General features: G+C 65.8%; 13 protein-coding genes. 1 reads left to right on the top strand and 12 read right to left on the bottom strand.

The features are described from left to right. Window positions 1-3: 3 nt before the first annotated feature. The 3 genes from H3H55_RS08655 to H3H55_RS08645 are packed head-to-tail and all read right to left on the bottom strand — an operon-like array spanning window position 4 to window position 3,125. Window positions 4-1,116, bottom strand: a complete 1,113-nt coding sequence (locus H3H55_RS08655) for a polyamine ABC transporter substrate-binding protein (RefSeq protein WP_193098308.1) — start codon at window positions 1,114-1,116, stop codon at window positions 4-6. Window positions 1,117-1,126: 10 nt separating this feature from the next. Beyond that, window positions 1,127-2,041, bottom strand: coding sequence for an N-carbamoylputrescine amidase (gene aguB / locus H3H55_RS08650; RefSeq protein WP_193098307.1), 915 nt, complete (start codon window positions 2,039-2,041; stop codon window positions 1,127-1,129). Window positions 2,042-2,087: 46 nt separating this feature from the next. After that, window positions 2,088-3,125: an agmatine/peptidylarginine deiminase gene (locus H3H55_RS08645; protein WP_193098306.1), complete on the bottom strand. Its 1,038-nt coding sequence runs from the start codon at window positions 3,123-3,125 to the stop codon at window positions 2,088-2,090. A 101-nt stretch (window positions 3,126-3,226) separates the two neighbouring features. Between H3H55_RS08645 and H3H55_RS08640 the strand changes: the two genes are divergently transcribed. After that, a complete protein-coding gene (locus H3H55_RS08640; RefSeq protein WP_193098305.1) occupies window positions 3,227-4,156 on the top strand; it encodes a LysR family transcriptional regulator in 930 nt (309 codons plus the stop codon). A 78-nt stretch (window positions 4,157-4,234) separates the two neighbouring features. On the opposite strand, the gene H3H55_RS08635 is transcribed toward H3H55_RS08640, so the two are convergent. The 9 genes from H3H55_RS08635 to H3H55_RS08595 form a co-directional block, all read right to left on the bottom strand. After that, window positions 4,235-5,539 (bottom strand): MFS family transporter, encoded by a 1,305-nt coding sequence (locus H3H55_RS08635; protein WP_129514503.1) that lies wholly within the window; start codon window positions 5,537-5,539, stop codon window positions 4,235-4,237. 233 nt (window positions 5,540-5,772) lie between these two features. Further along, window positions 5,773-7,452 carry a SpoVR family protein gene (locus tag H3H55_RS08630; RefSeq protein ID WP_129514502.1) on the bottom strand — a complete coding sequence of 560 codons (1,680 nt, stop codon included), beginning with the start codon at window positions 7,450-7,452 and terminating at the stop codon, window positions 5,773-5,775. Next, a complete protein-coding gene (locus H3H55_RS08625) occupies window positions 7,449-8,717 on the bottom strand; it encodes a YeaH/YhbH family protein (protein ID WP_129514501.1) in 1,269 nt (422 codons plus the stop codon). The genes H3H55_RS08630 and H3H55_RS08625 overlap by 4 nt, the downstream gene beginning before the upstream one ends. A gap of 125 nt (window positions 8,718-8,842) precedes the next feature. Continuing rightward, window positions 8,843-10,765: a PrkA family serine protein kinase gene (locus H3H55_RS08620; RefSeq protein WP_129514500.1), complete on the bottom strand. Its 1,923-nt coding sequence runs from the start codon at window positions 10,763-10,765 to the stop codon at window positions 8,843-8,845. A 545-nt stretch (window positions 10,766-11,310) separates the two neighbouring features. Next, a complete protein-coding gene (locus H3H55_RS08615) occupies window positions 11,311-13,071 on the bottom strand; it encodes a methyl-accepting chemotaxis protein (protein ID WP_193098304.1) in 1,761 nt (586 codons plus the stop codon). 299 nt (window positions 13,072-13,370) lie between these two features. After that, window positions 13,371-14,300 (bottom strand): ribokinase, encoded by a 930-nt coding sequence (gene rbsK / locus H3H55_RS08610; RefSeq protein ID WP_193098303.1) that lies wholly within the window; start codon window positions 14,298-14,300, stop codon window positions 13,371-13,373. Further along, complete coding sequence (locus H3H55_RS08605; protein WP_048243807.1) at window positions 14,297-15,328, bottom strand: LacI family DNA-binding transcriptional regulator; 1,032 nt, start codon at window positions 15,326-15,328, stop codon at window positions 14,297-14,299. The genes rbsK and H3H55_RS08605 overlap by 4 nt, the downstream gene beginning before the upstream one ends. Before the next feature lie 35 nt (window positions 15,329-15,363). Continuing rightward, window positions 15,364-16,383, bottom strand: a complete 1,020-nt coding sequence (locus tag H3H55_RS08600; protein WP_129514497.1) for an ABC transporter permease — start codon at window positions 16,381-16,383, stop codon at window positions 15,364-15,366. Then, window positions 16,383-17,993, bottom strand: a complete 1,611-nt coding sequence (locus H3H55_RS08595; RefSeq protein ID WP_193098302.1) for a sugar ABC transporter ATP-binding protein — start codon at window positions 17,991-17,993, stop codon at window positions 16,383-16,385. The genes H3H55_RS08600 and H3H55_RS08595 overlap by 1 nt, the downstream gene beginning before the upstream one ends. Between the last annotated feature and the right edge of the window lie 5 nt (window positions 17,994-17,998).

The raw sequence follows: 17,998 nt of genomic DNA, 5'->3' as shown, positions 1-17,998 counted from the left end.
CCGTCACGGTCGCGCCGTCTTGAAACCAAGCCAGGTTCGGCCTTCAAGACGCATCGTGGCCGGCGATTCGGCGATCGGCGTAAACAATGTGCGCCGCGTCGACTCGTCCGGATAGATGCCCGGATCGCGCACCAGCGCCGGGTCCATCAGCTTCAGCGCACCCTGGTTCGCATTCGCGTAGCGCGTCGAATTCGAGATCTTCGCGATCACGTCCGGCCGCAGGATGTAGTTGATGAACGCATGCGCGTTGTCCGGATGTTTCGCGGATGCCGGAATGACCATCGCGTCGAACCACATCAGGCTGCCGATGCGCGGGATGTCGTACACGATATCGCGCTTCGGATCGCGCGCCTTCGCCTTCTGCGCGGCCAGGTTGATCGCACCGGAGAAGCCGACCGTCACGCACAGCTCGCCGTCGATCAGCTCGTTCGCATCGGACGACCCGACGAACTCGCGGATGAACGGCCGGACCTTCATCAGCATCGCCTGCGCGGCCGCATAATCCTGCGCGGACGGGTGCATCGGATCGCGGCCGATGTAGCGCAGCGCCAGCGGCAACACCGTGCTCGCGGAATCCTGCAGGCCCAGCCCGCACTGCGCGGCGACACGCGCCGCGAGCGCCGGGTTGAACAGCAGGTCGAGGCTGTCAGCCGGCATGTCCTTGCCGAGGATCGCGCGCACTTTGGCGCGGTCGTAGCCGACGCCCACGGTGCCCCACATGTACGGCACGCCGTACTGGTTGCCCGGATCGGATTGCGCCATCTGCTTCAGCAGCGACGGATCGAGATACTTCAGGTTCGGCAGCCGGCTCTTGTCGAGCTTGCGAAACACGCCGGCCTGGATCTGCTTGGCCATGAAGTCGTTGGTCGGCCATACGAGGTCGTAGCCGCTGTTGCCGGTCAGCAGTTTCGATTGCAGCGTCTCGTCGCTGTCGTATGCGTCGTAGCGAACCTTGATGCCGGTTTCCTTCTCGAACGCGGACACGGTATCCGGCGCGAAGTAATTGCTCCAGTTGTACAGGTTCAGTACCTTCTCTTCGTCGGCCCGGGCCGTTCCGGCCAGCACGCACAGCGCGAGGCCCGGTACCGCGAAGCGCAGCCATCCTTTCCGTTTCATCGGCCACTCCTCATCGATAACAGGACGACATGCCGTCGCTGGTGAGCAAGGTGCGATACATCTCCGGGCGGCGATCGCGGAAGAAACCCCACGATTGCCGGTCGGCGCGAATCGCGTCGAGGTCGAACGTATGCACGAGCACGGCTTCGTCGGTACGGTTCGCCTCGGCCCGCTTCTCGCCCGTATGATCCGCGATGAAGCTCGACCCGTAGAACACGCCCGTGAGCCCCTGCTGCTGCGGATTGCCGTTGCCGAAACCCACTTCGCGGCCGATCCGGTTGGCCGCCACCACCGGCACCATGTTGGCCGCCGCGTGGCCCTGCATCGTGCGCTGCCAGTGGCCGGCCGAATCGAACTCGCTGCTGAACGGCTCCGAGCCGATGATGGTCGGAAAGCACAGGATCTCGGCGCCCATCACCGCGAGGCAGCGCGCCGTCTCCGGGTACCACTGGTCCCAGCAGATACCGATGCCGATCCGGCCGAAGCGCGTGTCCCACACCTTGAATCCGGTGTCGCCGGGCGTGAAATAGAACTTCTCCGTATAACCCGGCCCGTCCGGGATATGCGTCTTGCGGTAGACGCCCAGCACGCGTCCGTCGGCATCCGCCACGGCGATCGAGTTGTACGCCGCATTGCCCGCACGCTCGAAAAAGCCGATCGGCAGCACGATGCCGAGTTCGCCGGCCAGTGCCGCGAAACGGGCGATCTGCGCGTTGCCTTCGAACGGCTGCGCAAGTTCGAGATGACGCACGTTCTGATCGAGGCAGAAGTACGGCATCGCGAACAGCTCCGGGCACAGCACGAGATTCGCGCCCTGCGCGGCGGCCTCGCGGATCAGGCGTTCCGCGGTGGCCATGTTGTCTTCGAGATTCCAGCTGCCCGACGCCATCTGGACGGCGGCGACGGTGATGTGTTTGGACGGCATTGCGATTGCTCCTCGGTGGGACCGGAAACCGCGAGTGGGACGTCGCTCAGCGCGCGACGGACGGCTGCTGCTGCGTCGAACAGTGGATGCTGCCGCCGCCGATCGACAGCGTCGGAATCGGCAACATCACCACGTTACGCTCCGGGAACGCGCGACTGAAGACCTCGCGCGCGGCCTGATCCTGCTCGACGCCGAACGCGGTCACGATCACCGCGCCGTTCACCAGAATGTAGTTCGCATAGCAGTCGCAGTAGCGCTCGGAGCCGAAGCGTTCGTTGACGATCGGCGACGGCAGGTCGATCAGCTCGAAACGGCGCCCGGCCGCATCGGTCGCGAGTTCCAGCGCGCGGCGGTTTTCGCGCATCACGCGGAAATAGTCGCCCTGCTCCGGCAGTGCGGCCTGGCACAGCATCCGGCCGGGCGCGATGAACGACGCGATGCCGTCCACGTGCCCGTTCGTCTCCACTTCGTCGGGATTGCCCGGCAGCCAGACGATCTTCTCGACGCCCAGCATGCGCCGGAGCTCCGCTTCGATCTCCGCGCGACTCAGGTGCGGATTGCGGTTGGGATGCAGCAGGCAGCTCTCGGTGGTGACCAGCGTGCCCTGCCCGTCGACGTAGAACGAGCCGCCCTCCAGCACCATGTGCGAATTGAAGATCTCGGCGCCGGCCGCGCGCGCGATGTCCTGCCCGGCCTGCTGGCAGCCGTCGTACGGCTGGTACTTCTCGCCCCAGCAGTTGAAGCGGAACACGGCCGCCCCCAGCCTGCGCTGCTCGCTGACGAGGAAGATCGGCCCGCAATCGCGCAGCCAGTTGTCCTCGGCCGCGACCGGCAACACGTCGACACTCGCGCCCACCAGCTCGCGCGCGGCGTCGGCCTGACGGTGGTGGACGGCCACCACGCAGCGCTGATAGCGGGCGATGGTCCGCGCGACCAGCGCGAATTCGCGGCACACCTGCGCGTAATGAACGCCCCACAGGTCCTCGCGCCCTTCGAGAACCGGCCATCCGAGCCACGTGGCATCCATGGATTCCCATTCGGCGGGCATCCGGTAACCGCGCTGGCGAGCATCAAAGCGACCCATCGATCAGCCTCCGTTGTGATTGATGGCCGATTGTGCGACAGGTTAAACTTGATGAATATTGATATTTTTTGACCGAATTAATCAATCTACCTCATACCTCGATGCAACGCGTTCCGTCCCTGAAACTGCTGACCGGCTTCGAAGCCGCGGCCCGGCTGGGCAATTTCTCGCGCGCGGCCGACGAGCTGCACCTGTCGCAATCGGCGATCAGCCATCAGATCCAGCAGCTCGAAGCACAGCTCGGGCAGCCGCTGTTCCGCCGGCGCGGCCGCGGTGTCGAACTGACCATCGCTGGCGAGGTCCTGCAGCGCAGCGTGCAGCGTGCGATGGACACGTTGCGCGGCGGGCTCGACCGCATCGCGACCTACCTGAACCCGGGCCTGGTCGTGCTGGTGTGTCCGGCGCCGTTGCTGCACGGCTGGCTGCAGCCGCGCCTCGAGCAGTTACAGGAGATCCTGCCGGACCTGTGCCCGCTGCTGTCGACCGACGAAACCGCGCGTTATGTCGACGAGATCGACGTCGACATGACGATCGGCACGCGGCCGATGCTGCAGCCAGGCCTGCTGGATATCCCGTTCATGCGCGACGAATGGGTGACGGTGTGCGCGACGCCGCTCGCCGAGCAGCTCGAACGCGTGCCGCGCGGCGAGCACCCGCGGCATGCGGGGCTCATCTGTCTCGAAGCGAGCCTGACCGACGAGCGTCTGGCGACGGTGTTTCGCGAGCAGTTGTCGGATTTCCGGATGCACGCGATCTACGACGATCAGCGGCTCGTGCTGGACGCCGTGCTGCGCGGCCGCGGCCTCGCGTGCCTGCCGCGCCTCGTCGTGCAGGCCGGCATCGACCAGCGCGCGCTGACCGTGCTCGCCGACTACCCGCGCCTGCCCGGCACCACGTGGTGGCTGTCGCGCATCGACGGCCCGTCGCGTTCGCCGATCGTCGAGCGGATGTTCGAATGGCTGGTCGAGCAAGGCCGGCAGTCGGGCGCGCCCGATCCGGCATCCGCCGCCATGCCGCTGCCGTCCGCGTAATCGCACGCTGCAAAAAAAAACGTCCCGCCGGCTGGCGGGACGTTCGTCACGATGCGAATGCGCGCGCGGCCCAATCGATCACGGTTCGTGGCGCAGATACCCTTCCTTGCTCGGATCGCGCATCCGCCACGACACGATCAGCGAGATCGCGCACAGCACCGTCACATACCAGTAGAAGGTTTCCTCGCTGCCGACCGACTTGAACCACAGCGCGACGTACTCGGCCGAGCCGCCGAAGATCGCGTTCGCGACCGCGTACGACAGGCCGACACCCATCGCGCGCACTTCGGGCGGGAACATCTCGGCCTTGATGAGGCCGCTGATCGACGTGTAGAAGCTGACGATCGCCAGCGCGACCGTGATCAGCACGAACGCGGCCACGGGGCTCGTCACGTCTTTCAGCGCATGCATCAGCGGCACCGTGCCGATCACCGCGAACGAGCCGAACAGGATCATCGACGTGCGGCGGCCGATCCTGTCGGACAGCGCGCCGAACACCGGCTGCATCAGCATGTAGACGAGCAGCGCGACGGTCATCACGTTGCTGGCCGTCTTCGCATGCATGCCGGCCGTGTTCACGAGGTACTTCTGCATGTACGTGGTGAACGTGTAGAAGATCAGCGAGCCGCCGGCCGTGAAACCGACCACCGTGAAAAACGCGCCCTTGTGCTGCCACACGCCGCGGATCGTGCCGGCGTCCTTCTTGTCGCGCGACGCGCTCGTCGACGTTTCGTCGAGCGATTTCCGCAGGTACAGCGAGATCAGCGCGGCCGCCGCGCCGACGACGAACGGAATGCGCCAGCCCCACGCCTTCAGTTCGTCGGCCGACAACGTCTGCTGCAGGATCACGAGCACGAGCAGCGCGCACAGCTGGCCGCCGATCAGCGTCACGTACTGGAACGACGCGAAGAAGCCACGCCGGCCCTTCAGCGCGACCTCGCTCATGTAGGTCGCGCTCGTGCCGTATTCGCCACCCACCGACAGGCCCTGGAACAGGCGCGCGACCAGCAGCAGCGCCGGCGCGAGCGCGCCGATCTGCGCATAGGTCGGCAGCACCGCGATCACCAGCGAACCGCCGCACATCATCAGCACCGAGATCATCATCGCAGCGCGACGGCCGTGACGGTCGGCGATGCGGCCGAACAGCCAGCCGCCGATCGGACGCATCAGGAAGCCGGCCGCGAACACGCCGGCCGTGTTCAGCAGCTGCGTCGTGGTGTTGCCGCTCGGGAAGAACGCCGGCGCGAAGTACAGCGCGCAGAACGAGTAGATGTAGAAGTCGAACCACTCGACGAGGTTGCCCGATGAGGCGCCGACGATGGCGAACACGCGCCGCCGGGTGTCATGCGCAGACAGCGCAGCTTGGTCGGTCTGGACGTCCATGGGTTGGTCTGTTCCTTTTAGTACTTTCTGGGCGAGACGGCTCGGGGCCGCCGCGTACGGTCACACGTGGCACCGGTTCCGGCGCACGGCGCTACGGGATTTTAGCGAAATGTAAAGTAACAGGCTTTCCGGGTTCGTCCGGATGTAGAAAAATATTCTCCCGTCGCGCGTTCGTCATATGAAAACGCCAGCCCGCAGGCTGGCGTCCGATGCAAACTAGCCGAAAGCACCGCTCACACGCGCACCTCCGGCGGCACATAGCGGCACTCGTAGCGCTTGCGCACGGTGCCGGCCTCGTCGACGCTTTCAAGGTACACGTCGAACTGCCAGAGCCGCGCCATGTGCTTGAGCACCTCGTCGCTGTCGTTCGACAGGTGGCGGTTGTCGGTCATGAAGTGGCGCAGCGTGAGGCTGCGGTCGCCGCGCGTGTTCACCGCCCACACCTGGATGTTCGGCTCGCGGTGATGGATGTCGTACTGCCGCGACAACGCCTGCCGCACGTACTGGTAACCGGAATCGTCGTGGATCGCCGACACCTCGAGCGAATCGCGCATGTCGTCGTCGAGCACCGAGAACAGCCGCATCTCGCGGATCAGGTTCGGCGACAGGTACTGCGCGATGAAGCTCTCGTCCTTGAAGTTGCGCATCGCGTAGTGCATCGCCGGCAGCCACGGGGTGCCCGCGATCTCCGGAAACCACTTGTAGTCCTCTTCCGTCGGCGCCTCGCAGATCCGCCGGATGTCGCTCATCATCGAAAAGCCGAGCGCATACGGGTTGATCCCGCTGTAGTACGGCTTCGTGACGGGCGGCTGGTAGACCACGTTGCTGTGCGAATGCAGGAACTCCATCATGAAGCCGTCTTCCAGCTTGCCCTGGTTATACAGCGTGTTCAGCAGCGTGTAGTGCCAGAACGTCGCCCAGCCTTCGTTCATCACCTGCGTCTGCCGCTGCGGGTAGAAATACTGGCCGATCTTGCGCACGATGCGGATCACTTCCCGCTCCCACGGTTCGAGCAGCGGCGCGTTCTTCTCCGCGAAATACAGCAGGTTCTCCTGCGGCTCGGGCGGATAACGACCTTCCTGCTCCTCCATCAGCTCGGGTTTCTTGCCGGGCAGCGTGCGCCACAGTTCATTCACCTGCGACTGCAGGTACGCCTCGCGCTCGCGCCGCAGCGCCGCTTCCTTCGACAGCGACGGCTTCTGCGGCCGCTTGTAGCGGTCGACGCCGTAGTTCATCAGCGCATGGCACGAATCGAGCAGTTCCTCGACGCGATCGAGGCCGTAGCGCTCCTCGCATTCCGCCACGTAGTTCTTCGCGTACACGAGATAGTCGATGATCGCGTGCGCGTCGGTCCACAGCCGGAACAGGTAGTTGCCCTTGAAGAACGAATTGTGCCCGTACGCCGCGTGCGCGATGACGAGCGCCTGCATCGTCATCGTGTTCTCTTCCATCAGATACGCGATGCAAGGGTTCGAATTGATGACGATTTCGTACGCGAGGCCCATCTGGCCGCGGCGGTAGCTCTTCTCGGTCGAGAGGAAATGCTTGCCGAACGACCAGTGACGGTAGTTGACGGGCATCCCGACCGACGCATACGCGTCCATCATCTGTTCGGCGCTGATCAGTTCGAGCTGGATCGGGTAGATGTCGAGCTCGTACTGTTCCGCGACCTGCGAGATGTGCGTGTCGTATTCCTCGAGCAGTTCGAACGTCCAGTCGGACGGGCACGGCAACGGCTTGCGTTCGGCAACGTTCATACGCGCTTCCTTTTGCCCGACACCGGGCAAGTCGGCGGCCGGCGGCGGCGGTTCGGCCTGCGCGCGTTGCTGCGCCGCGGCAGGGCCGGCCGTGTCGTCGCCGGAGGGGCGCGGCTCGTAGCCGCGCGACTCGTTGTGCAGATGGCGCGTCGTCATGACATTTCCACCTGCTTTTCGAACAATTCGCGAAACACCGGGTAGATGTCGGCAGCCGATTCCGCTTTTTTCATCGCAAGATGCGGCTGCGACAGGGCCAGCTGCGCGTATTCCAGCCACAGGTTCTGCTCTTCCGGCGCGACCTGGATATACGCGAAGTAACGCGTCTTCGTGAGGATATCCTCTTCCAGGATTTTGCGACACTTGGGCGAATCGTCGGTCCAGTTGTCGCCGTCGGACGCCTGCGCGCCGTAGATGTTCCACTCGGTCGGCGAGTAGCGTTCGTTCATCACCTTGCGCATCAGCTCGAGCGCGCTCGACACGACCGTGCCGCCGCTCTCGGTCGAATGGAAGAAGGTATCTTCGTCGACTTCCTCGGCGCGCGTATGGTGGCGGATGAACACGACCTCAATGCGCTCGTAGTTGCGCTTGAGGAACAGGTAAAGCAGGATGAAGAAGCGCTTCGAGAGATCCTTGCGCTGCTCGTCCATCGAGCCCGACACGTCCATCAGGCAGAACATCACGGCCTGGCTCGACGGCTGCGGCTGCTTCACGCGGTTGATGTAGCGCAGGTCGAACGGATCGATGAACGGAATCCGCCAGATGCGCCCCTTCAGGTGATGGATCTCGGCCTCGAGCGTCGCGATTTCCGCGCGGCGGTCTTCCGGATCGCTCTTCATCAATTCGAGCTGCGCCTCGAGTTCGCGCAGCTCGTTGACGAGCGGCGAGCCGAGCGCGATGCGCCGGCCGAGCGCGCTGCGCAGCGAACGCACGACGTCGATGTTGTTCGGCGTGCCTTCCGCCGACCAGCCCGCGCGCACGTTCTTCCAGCTCGGCACCGTGAGCAGGTGCGTCTTCACGAGGCGCGGCAGTTCGAGATCGTCGAAGAAGTACTGCATGAACTCGTCGCGCGACAGCTCGAACACGAAGTCGTCCTGCCCTTCGCCCTCGTTGCTCGCCTGACTGCCGCCGCCGCCCGCGCCACCCTGCGGACGCGGGATCTTGTCGCCGCGCACGTAGTCCTCGTTGCCGGGGTGCACGTACTCGCGACGCCCGCCCGGCCCGTGCCGGAAATTCGGCTCCGCGATGTCCTTGCGAGGGATCGTGATGCTCTGCGTGTTCTGGATGTCCTTGATGCTACGGTCGCGCACCGCGTCGGACACGGCACGACGAATGTAGTTCTTGACGCGACGCAGAAAGCGTTCGCGATTGGCGATACTCTTGTTCTTGCCGGCCAGCCTGCGGTCGATGATTTGATGAAGCACTGCCGGTCTCCCGCTCGAAAGTCGAAATGCCGGGACGCTCGCCGCACATGCCGTCTCCCGTCATGCGGGCGGCGCCTCTGAAAGCGCCCGTACGGACTCGCCGCACGGGCGCGGTACCGCGCGCGTCATGACGACTTGCGCACACGCAGGTACCAGTCGCAAAGCAGCCTCACCTGCTTCGGCGTATAGCCCTTCGCGACCATCCGGTTCACAAAGTCCTCATGTTTGCGCTGCTCCTCCGCCGACCCCTTCGCGTTGAACGAAATCACCGGCAACAGTTCCTCGGTGTTCGAGAACATCTTCTTCTCGATCACGACGCGCAACTTCTCGTAGCTCGTCCACACGGGGTTCTTGCCGGCATTCGCCGCCCGCGCACGCAACACGAAGTTCACGATCTCGTTGCGGTAATCCTTCGGATTACTGATGCCGGCCGGCTTCTCGATCTTCTCCAGCTCCGCGTTCAACGCGGCGCGGTCGAAGCTCTCGCCCGTGTCGTGATCGCGGAATTCCTGGTCCTGGATCCAGAAGTCCGCATACGTGACGTAGCGGTCGAAGATGTTCTGGCCATACTCCGAATACGACTCGAGGTAGGCCGTCTGGATCTCCTTGCCGATGAAATCCGCGTAGCGCGACGCGAGCACGTCCTTCACGAAGGACAGGTACTTCTGCTCGGTTTCCGGCGGGAACTGCTCGCGTTCGATCTGCTGTTCGAGCACGTACATCAGGTGCACGGGGTTGGCCGCGACCTCGCTCGAATCGAAGTTGAACACGCGTGACATGATCTTGAACGCGAAGCGTGTCGACACGCCCGTCATCCCTTCGTCCACGCCCGCGTAGTCGCGATACTCCTGGTACGACTTCGCCTTCGGATCGGTGTCCTTCAGGTTTTCACCGTCGTACACCTGCATCTTCGAGAACAGGCTCGAATTCTCCGGCTCGTGCAGGCGCGACAGCACCGAGAACTGCGACATCATCTTCAGCGTGCCCGGCGCGCAGACGGCTTCGGCAAGCGACGAGTTGCGGATCAGCTTCTCGTAGATCTTGGTCTCTTCCGACACGCGCAGGCAGTACGGCACCTTCACGACGAAGATCCGGTCGAGCAGTGCCTCGTTGTTGCGGTTGTTGCGGAACGCCTTCCACTCCGACTCGTTCGAGTGCGCGAGGATCACCCCGTCGAACGGAATCGCGCCGAAGCCTTCGGTGCCCTTGAAGTTGCCTTCCTGCGTTGCGGTGAGCAGCGGGTGCAACACCTTGATCGGCGCCTTGAACATTTCGACGAACTCGAGCAGGCCCTGGTTCGCGAGGCACAGGCCGCCCGAGTAGCTGTACGCGTCGGCATCGTCCTGCGCGTACTGCTCGAGCTTGCGGATGTCGACCTTGCCGACGAGTGACGAGATGTCCTGATTGTTCTCGTCGCCCGGCTCCGTCTTCGCGATGCCGACCTGCCGCAGGATCGACGGATAACGACGCACGACGCGGAACTGGCGGATGTCGCCGTTGTATTCGTGCAGCCGCTTGACGGCCCACGGACTCAGGATGCTTTTCAGGTAGCGGCGCGGGATGCCGTATTGTTCCTCGAGGATCGGGCCGTCTTCGTCGTAGTCGAACAGCCCGAGCGGCGATTCGTTGACGGGCGAACCCTTCAGCGAATAGAACGGCACGCGCTCCATCAGTTGCTTCAGACGCTCGGCGATCGACGACTTGCCGCCGCCCACCGGACCGAGCAGATAGAGGATCTGCTTCTTCTCTTCGAGCCCTTGCGCAGAGTGGCGGAAGTACGCAACCACCTGCTCGATCACTTCCTCCATTCCGTAGAACTCACGGAATGCGGGATAGACCTTGATGACCTTGTTCGCGAAGATCCGCGACAAGCGCGGCTCGTTGCGGGTATCGATGTGTTCAGGTTCCCCGATTGCTGCCAGCATGCGTTCACCAGCCGTCGCGTACGCGGATGGATCGTTCTTGCAGAGCGCGAGATACTCCTCCAGCGAGAGCTCTTCCTCTCGCGTTTTTTCGAAGCGGTTCGCGAAGCTGCTGTAAATATCCATGCTACCTCCCTCGCCTGAGTCTGAAGACGTGCCTGCCTTCGTACGACTGCGCAGAAGCAAGCGCGTTCGAATTCATCCTAAACCCTTTCTGTTTTTTTTTCACGAACTCTTCGTATGAAGTTCGTTATTCTCGACAACACCGCTTGGACAACACATTTCGTCGTTTTACAATCGATCTCCCGAGCCGCAGAAACTGCATCCGCCGCGTCTCGTCGAACGACAGAACGTCTTGTGCGTTGGACACATCCGACGTTGCCACTTCTCCCCTTCATCCCTATACGTTCGAGCGGCCGTTTACGACGACACGCTTCGTGCGCCGTTACAATTTTTTTGCGCAGCGCCCTTACGGAGATACCCGTACCATCGATGCGGACATACGACACGCATCGTTGCGTGGATCCGTCGGCACAGGTCACGCGCTGCACACGACGATGCACGATCGTGCATGCGCGCTGTCACATTTTGTTCGCCGCAAAAACGACAACGCCCGCAGGTCGCGGGCGTCGTTCGTCACCAAATGGGGATAGATGCGCGGCACGCGCGAATCAGAAGGTCTCCCAGTCGTCGGCGCCGGCGGTCGCGGCCGCTGGCGCCGGTGCGGGCGCGGCAGCGGCAGTAGCTGGCTTGCGTGCCGGCATCGCCGCGGCCGTGCGTTTCGGCGCTGCATCGCGATCGTCGCGCGCTGCAGCCTGACCTGCCGCCGAAGGTACACGCGGCGCATGACGCGCCGCAACCGGAGCGACCGCACCCGAGCGCGGCGCGTCGCCGTCGAGCTGGAATACCGATGCCGTTTCACGCAAGCGCGCCGCCTGTTCGTCGAGCGACTGCGCGGCCGCCGCGGCTTCCTCGACGAGCGCCGCATTCTGCTGCGTGACCTCGTCCATCTGCGCGACCGCGCGCGCCACCTGGTCGATCCCGCCGCTCTGCTCCTCGGACGCCGCCGCGATCTCGCCCATGATGTCCGTCACGCGCTGCACCGCACCGATCACGTCGCTCATCGTGCGCCCTGCTTCGTCGACCAGCGTCGAACCCGACCGGATGCGCTCCACCGACGCGTCGATCAGCGCCTTGATCTCCTTGGCCGCGGCCGACGAACGCTGTGCAAGGCTGCGCACCTCGCCCGCGACGACCGCGAAACCGCGGCCTTCCTCGCCCGCGCGCGCCGCTTCGACGGCCGCATTCAGCGCAAGAATGTTGGTCTGGAATGCGATTCCTTCGATGATCGCAATGATGTCCGCGATCTTTGCCGAGCTGTCGTTGATCTCGCCCATCGTGCCGACCACCTGGCCGACCACCGTATTGCCCTTGTTTGCAATCTCCGATGCGTTCGCGGCCAGCGAGCTTGCCTGGCGCGCATTGTCCGCGTTCTGTTTCACGGTGCCGGTCAGTTGCTCCATGCTCGACGCGGTTTCCTGCAGCGCGGCGGCCTGTTCCTCGGTACGCGACGACAGGTCGATGTTGCCGGCCGCGATCTGGCGGGCCGCCGTCGCGATCGACTCGCTGCCGCCGCGCACGGTGCGTACCGTGTCGACCAGCCCGCGCTGCATCTTCGCCAGGCCCTCGAGCAGCTGGCCCATCTCATCGCGCCGCTCCACGACGATCGGCCGGCGCAGGTCGCCCGCGGCGATCGCGTCGAAATGCGTGAGCGCATCGGCAATCGGGCGGCCGATCGCGCGGCTCAGCGTCAGCCACGACAGCAGCGCGGCGCCGATGCCGGCCACGAGCGCGACGATCGACAGGACTCGCAACGTGTCGAACATCGATTCCGCACTGTCGAAACCCGCCTTCGCATCGGTGAACTGGAAGTTGCGCAGCGCTTCGCTGGACACCGCGAGGTCGTTGTAGAGCGCCTGGAGCTGCTTGGCGCCGTCGCCGATGCGATCGCGCTGGTCCGCCCCGAGGATGCTCGCGAACGCGTCACAACCGCGTTGCAGCGCCTGTCGCTTCGCGGCCACATCCTGCGCGAGCCGATCCTCCTCCGGCCCGCGCGGCAGCGCGAGATACTTCTGCCACCACGCATCGGCCTGCGTGCGCATCGCGCGGCTGCGCTCGACGGCGGCCGCCGAGTCCGGCGTGCCGGCCAGCAGCGCCGCGCGGTCGAGTGCGAGGCGCTCGCGCGCCGCGAACATTTCCGCGACCGCCACGTCGACCGCGCTCGGCATCTGGTTCGTGAAAATTTCGCGCGTCGAGTCGTTCGAACGCGTCATCCCGTACAGCCCGAGCACGCCGGTTACGCCCAGCAGCACCGCCAGAAACGCCATCGTCAAACCGATGCGCGCGCGAATCGTCAGGTTCCTGAACACCATCATCCTTCCTGTGTAGCGACGTCATGAACGGGCCAGGCCCGTTGGCTCGAAGCATTGCTTCTCCTGGTGCATTTACGACCGTGCGACGCACAACTTGATGGTTTTCACGGATTTTTTCGAATAATTCGTCTGTTTATTACAAATAGCTGAACGAATAATGCAACGTCGTGCAATCTCGGCAAGCAGGATGGAAAAAGGTTCGCCGGCGCTCCGGCGCGTGGCCGCGAGCGCGGCCGGCCATCTCGTGTGACGAGCCGGCCGTGCTGCGGAATCGGGGATCGGGGGTTGGAGATCGGGCCCTAATCGGCCAGTTCGGCGAGCGTCGGAATCGACGGCTGCGCGCCCGCGCGCGTGACCGACAGCGCCGCCGCGCGTTGCGCGAAGCGGATGGCGGTGTCGACGTCCGCGCCGGCCGCGAGCCGTGCGGAAAAACCGCCGATGAAGGTGTCGCCGGCCGCCGTCGTGTCGACGGCGTGCACGGCCGGGGCCGGATAGTGCCGCGCGGCGCCGTCGGCCGTCAGCGCAAGCACGCCACGCGCGCCGAGCGTGACCAGCACGTTGCGCGCGCCGCCGGCCTGCAGCGCACGCGCGGCGGCTTCCGCCTCGGCCGGATCGCGCACGGGCAGCGCGGTCAGCGCGGCCGCCTCGACCTCGTTCGGGATCAGGTAATCGACGAGCGGCAGCCAGCCCGCCGGCAACGGCGCGACGGCCGGGGCCGGATTGAGCACCACCGTGCGGCCGAGCCGCCGTCCGGCCGACAGCGCCGCGAACACCGTGTCCGGCGGCGTCTCGAGCTGGCAGATCAGCACGTCGGCCGACGCCAGCGCGGCCTCGTGGCGCGCAACTGTTGCGGCCGTGACCTCGCCGTTGCCGCCCGCGACGATCACGATCGCATTCTGGCTCGCATCGTCGACGACGATCAGCGCGACGCCGGTCGACGCCGACGTGCTCGTCGCGAGCCCCGTGCAGTCGATTCCCTCGGCTTCGAGGCCCGCGCGCAATGCCGTGCCGTGCGCATCCGCGCCGACGCAACCGATCATCGCGACCTGTGCGCCGAGCCGCGCCGCGGCGACGGCCTGGTTGCCGCCCTTGCCGCCCGCCGCCTGCGCGAACGCGTGACCGGCGAGCGTTTCGCCCGGCAGCGGCAGCCGCGGCGCACGCACGACGAGATCCATGTTGAGGCTGCCGACCACCGTCACGCGGCCGGCGCCCGCCGCGGGCGCCGTCATGCGCGGCCGCCCGGTGCAGGCGGCTCACGGTAGATCGCGGTCGATTCGCGCAGCACGAGGCGCGGCGACACGACCCGGCGGCGGCTCGGCGCGGCCGTCGAGCCGCCGCCGATCCGCTCGATCAGCGTCTGCGCGGCCATTTCGCCGAGCGCGCGCACCGACTGGCCGACCGTCGACAGCGCCGGATAGGTGTAGCGGGAAAATTCGATGTCGTCGAAACCGATGATCGAGCAGTCGTCGGGCACGCGCATCCCGCGCTCGGCCGCCGCGCGCAGCGCGCCGACGCCCATCAGGTCGTTGCCCGCGAAGATCGCGCTCGGCCGCACCGATTCGAACAGCCGCGACGCCGCGTGATAACCGCCGAGGCACGAGAAATCGCTTTCCGCGATCGCGCCCGGCATGATGTCGATCCCGCGCTCGGCCATCGCGCGGATGAAGCCGTGCACGCGCATCGCACTGACCGCCGTGTCGGTCGGCCCCGTGATGCAGCCGATCTTCGCGTGCCCGAGTTCGAGCAGATGGCGCGTCGCCAGGTAGGCGCCGCGCTCGTGGTCGATCTGCACGAGGTCGGCCGCGAGCCCCTCGATGTTGCGGTCGACGACGACGAGCGGCGCATGCGCGTCCGCGAGCGTCTCCGCAAGCACCGCATCCTCGCCCGCCGACGCAACGATCAGCCCGTCGATGCGTTTTTCCTGCAGCACGCGCAGGTAGTTGCGCTGCTTCTTGGGATCGTCGTCCGAATTGCAGAAGAACACGCAATAGCCGTTGGCCGCGCACTGGTCTTCAATGCCGCGCGCAAGCTCGGCGAAATACGGATTCGTGCTGTTCGGCACGACGAGGCCGATGGTCGCCGTCGAGCGTGCCTTCAGCGAGCGCGCCACGGCCGAAGGCACGTAGTTCAGCTCGCGGATCGCGCCCTCGACCTTCGCACGCACATCCGCGGACACCGGCCGCGAATTGTTCACCACGTGCGAGACGGTCGTAAACGACACGCCCGCCATGGCCGCCACATCCTTGATCGTCGCCATTTCCCGTTTCTCTCTGGTCTGTTCTGTCTGTCGTACTACCGGGCGCGCGCGCGCCGGCTGCGATACGTGTCGAGCACGACCGCCACCACGATCACCGCGCCGGTGATGATCCGCTTGGTCGGCTCGTTCGCACCGATCTGCGCCAGCCCCGCGGCCAGCACGGAGATGATCAACACGCCGAAAAACGTGCTGATCACCGAGCCGCGCCCGCCCATCAGGCTCGTGCCGCCGATCACGACGGCCGCGATCACCTGCAGTTCGAGGCCCACGCCCGCATTCGGGTCGGCGGCCTCGAGCCGCGAAATCTGGAACAGCGACGCGAGCCCCGCGAGCGCGCCCATCAATGCGAATACGAGAATTTTATACGGACGCGGGTTAACCCCTGCAAGTCGGACGGCTTCTTCGTTGGTACCGATCCCGACGAGATAGCGTCCGAACACGGTGCGCGTGAGCCCGAACTGGGCCGCGATCATCACCGCGACCGCGATCAGGAACGCCGGCGAGATGCCCAGCGCGATCGGATTCGACAGGAAATCGAACGCGTCGCCGATATAGGCCGTGCGCGAATTCGTCAGCTGGTACGCGAGGCCGCGCGCGGCCTCCAGCACACCCAGCGACACGATGAACGACGGGATCCGCCAGCCGACCGTGACGGCGCCCGTCAGCGCGCCCGTGACGGTCGCGGCCGCGATCCCGATCAGCGCGGCCGGCAGCGGCCCCCACTGCCATTTCAGCGCGGCGACGCTGACCATCGACGCGGCGAGCGCGAGCACCGAGCCGACCGACAGGTCGATCCCGGCGATGATCAGCACGAAGGTCATCCCGACCGACATCACGACGAGATCGGGAATCTGGTTCGCGATCGTGCTGAACGTATCGTAGGTCAGGAAATGCGAACTCAGCATCGAAAACAGCGCGATCATCGCGGCGAGCGCGCCGGCGAGCCCCAGATAGTTCGACAGGCCGAGCCGCGTGCCGGACAGCGTGCGCGCGCGGCGCCCCGTCGCGCTCTGCTGCGCGCCTGCGTCGGTCGGGGATACGGGAGGCTGGGTCATTACTGTCGTCCTGTCGTCGAAGTGCCCGGAGCGGCGCCTTGCGCCTGCCCGGCGTCCGGATGCTGCGCGCCGCCCGGCGGCGTCTCGCGGCCGAAGCCGGCGAACGCCGCGGCCAGCAGCGCATCCTGGGTCCAGTTGCCGCGCTCGAACACGGCGGTCATGCGGCCGGCCGACATCACGCCGATCCGGTCGCAGATCAGCATCAGCTCGCGCAGGTCGCTCGACACGACGACGAGTGCACGGCCTTCGCGCGCGAGCGCGCCCATCAAAGTGTAGATCTCGAACTTCGCGCCGACGTCGATCCCGCGCGTCGGCTCGTCGAACAGCAGCACGCCCATGTCGCGCGCCAGCCAGCGGCCGATCACAACCTTCTGCTGATTGCCGCCCGACAACTCGCCGACCGCCTGCGTCGCACCGTGCGTGCGGATCCGCAGCGCGTCGATCTGCTGCTCGGCGAGCGCCGTTTCGCGCACGGTATCGACGATGCCGCCGCGCGCGAACCGGTCGAGCTGGCCGAGCGACACGTTCGCGGTGACCGACTGCGACAGCAGCAGCCCTTCACCCTTGCGATCCTCGGTGATCAGCGCGATGCCGTGCTTGACCGCATCGACGGGCGAACCGATCCGCGCCGGCTTCAGCGGCTGGCCGACCGCGATCGTCCCCGCATCCGGCGTGTCGGCGCCGTAGATCAGCCGCAGCAGCTCGGTGCGCCCTGCGCCGATCAGCCCCGAGATGCCGAAGATTTCGCCTGCGCGGATCTCGAGCGACACGTCCCGCACGGCCGTCCCGCGCGAGAGACCCGACACGACGAGCCGCGGCGCGCCGATATGGCGTTCGCCGAGATCGATGTGCTCGCCGATCTCGCGCCCGACCATCAGCGTGACGAGCCCGTCGGACGTCGTCGCCGCCATGTCGCCCGCATGCACGAGCCGGCCGTCGCGCAGCACCGCGACTCGCTCGGCGACGCGTGCGAGTTCCTCGAGCCGGTGCGAGATGTAGACGATGGCGACACCGCGCGCCTTCAGCCGGTCGATCTGCTCGAACAGCAGCTCGACTTCGCGCGCCGTCAGCATCGCGGTCGGCTCGTCGAGAATCAGCACGCGGCAGTCGCCGATCAGGTTGCGCGCGATCTCGACCATCTGCTGGTGGCCGATGCCGAGCGCGCCGACCGGCGTATCGGGATCGACCGCGTCGAGCCCGACCTGCGCCATCGCGGCACGCGCGTCGTCGCGCAGCCGCGTGCGGTCGATGATCCCGAAGCGCCGCGGCAGGCGGTTCAGGAACAGGTTTTCGGCGACCGTCAGCGTCGGCAGCAGGTTCAGCTCCTGCATCACCATGCGCACGCCGAGCGCCTCCGCCTGCGTGCGGCTCGCCGGCGCATACGGGTGGCCGCCGAGCTGCATCGTGCCGGTGGTCGGTTCGACGAGCCCGCCGATGATCTTCGACAGCGTGCTCTTGCCGGCGCCGTTCTCGCCCGTCAGCGCAAGCGCGTGGCCCGCCTCGAGCGTCAGCGTGACGTCGGCGAGCACGGGTTCGGCATAGGTCTTGCCGATGCCGGAGACGGACAGCACGGGATGGGCTGAACGGGAGGGTTGGAAGGTCGGTTCCATCGCGA

This window comes from Burkholderia sp. Z1 (assembly GCF_014893795.1).
In the GTDB taxonomy this organism is placed as follows: domain Bacteria; phylum Pseudomonadota; class Gammaproteobacteria; order Burkholderiales; family Burkholderiaceae; genus Burkholderia; species Burkholderia theae.
Note: the sequence above shows the minus strand (reverse complement) of the source record. Positions and strands in the feature narration are given on the sequence as shown.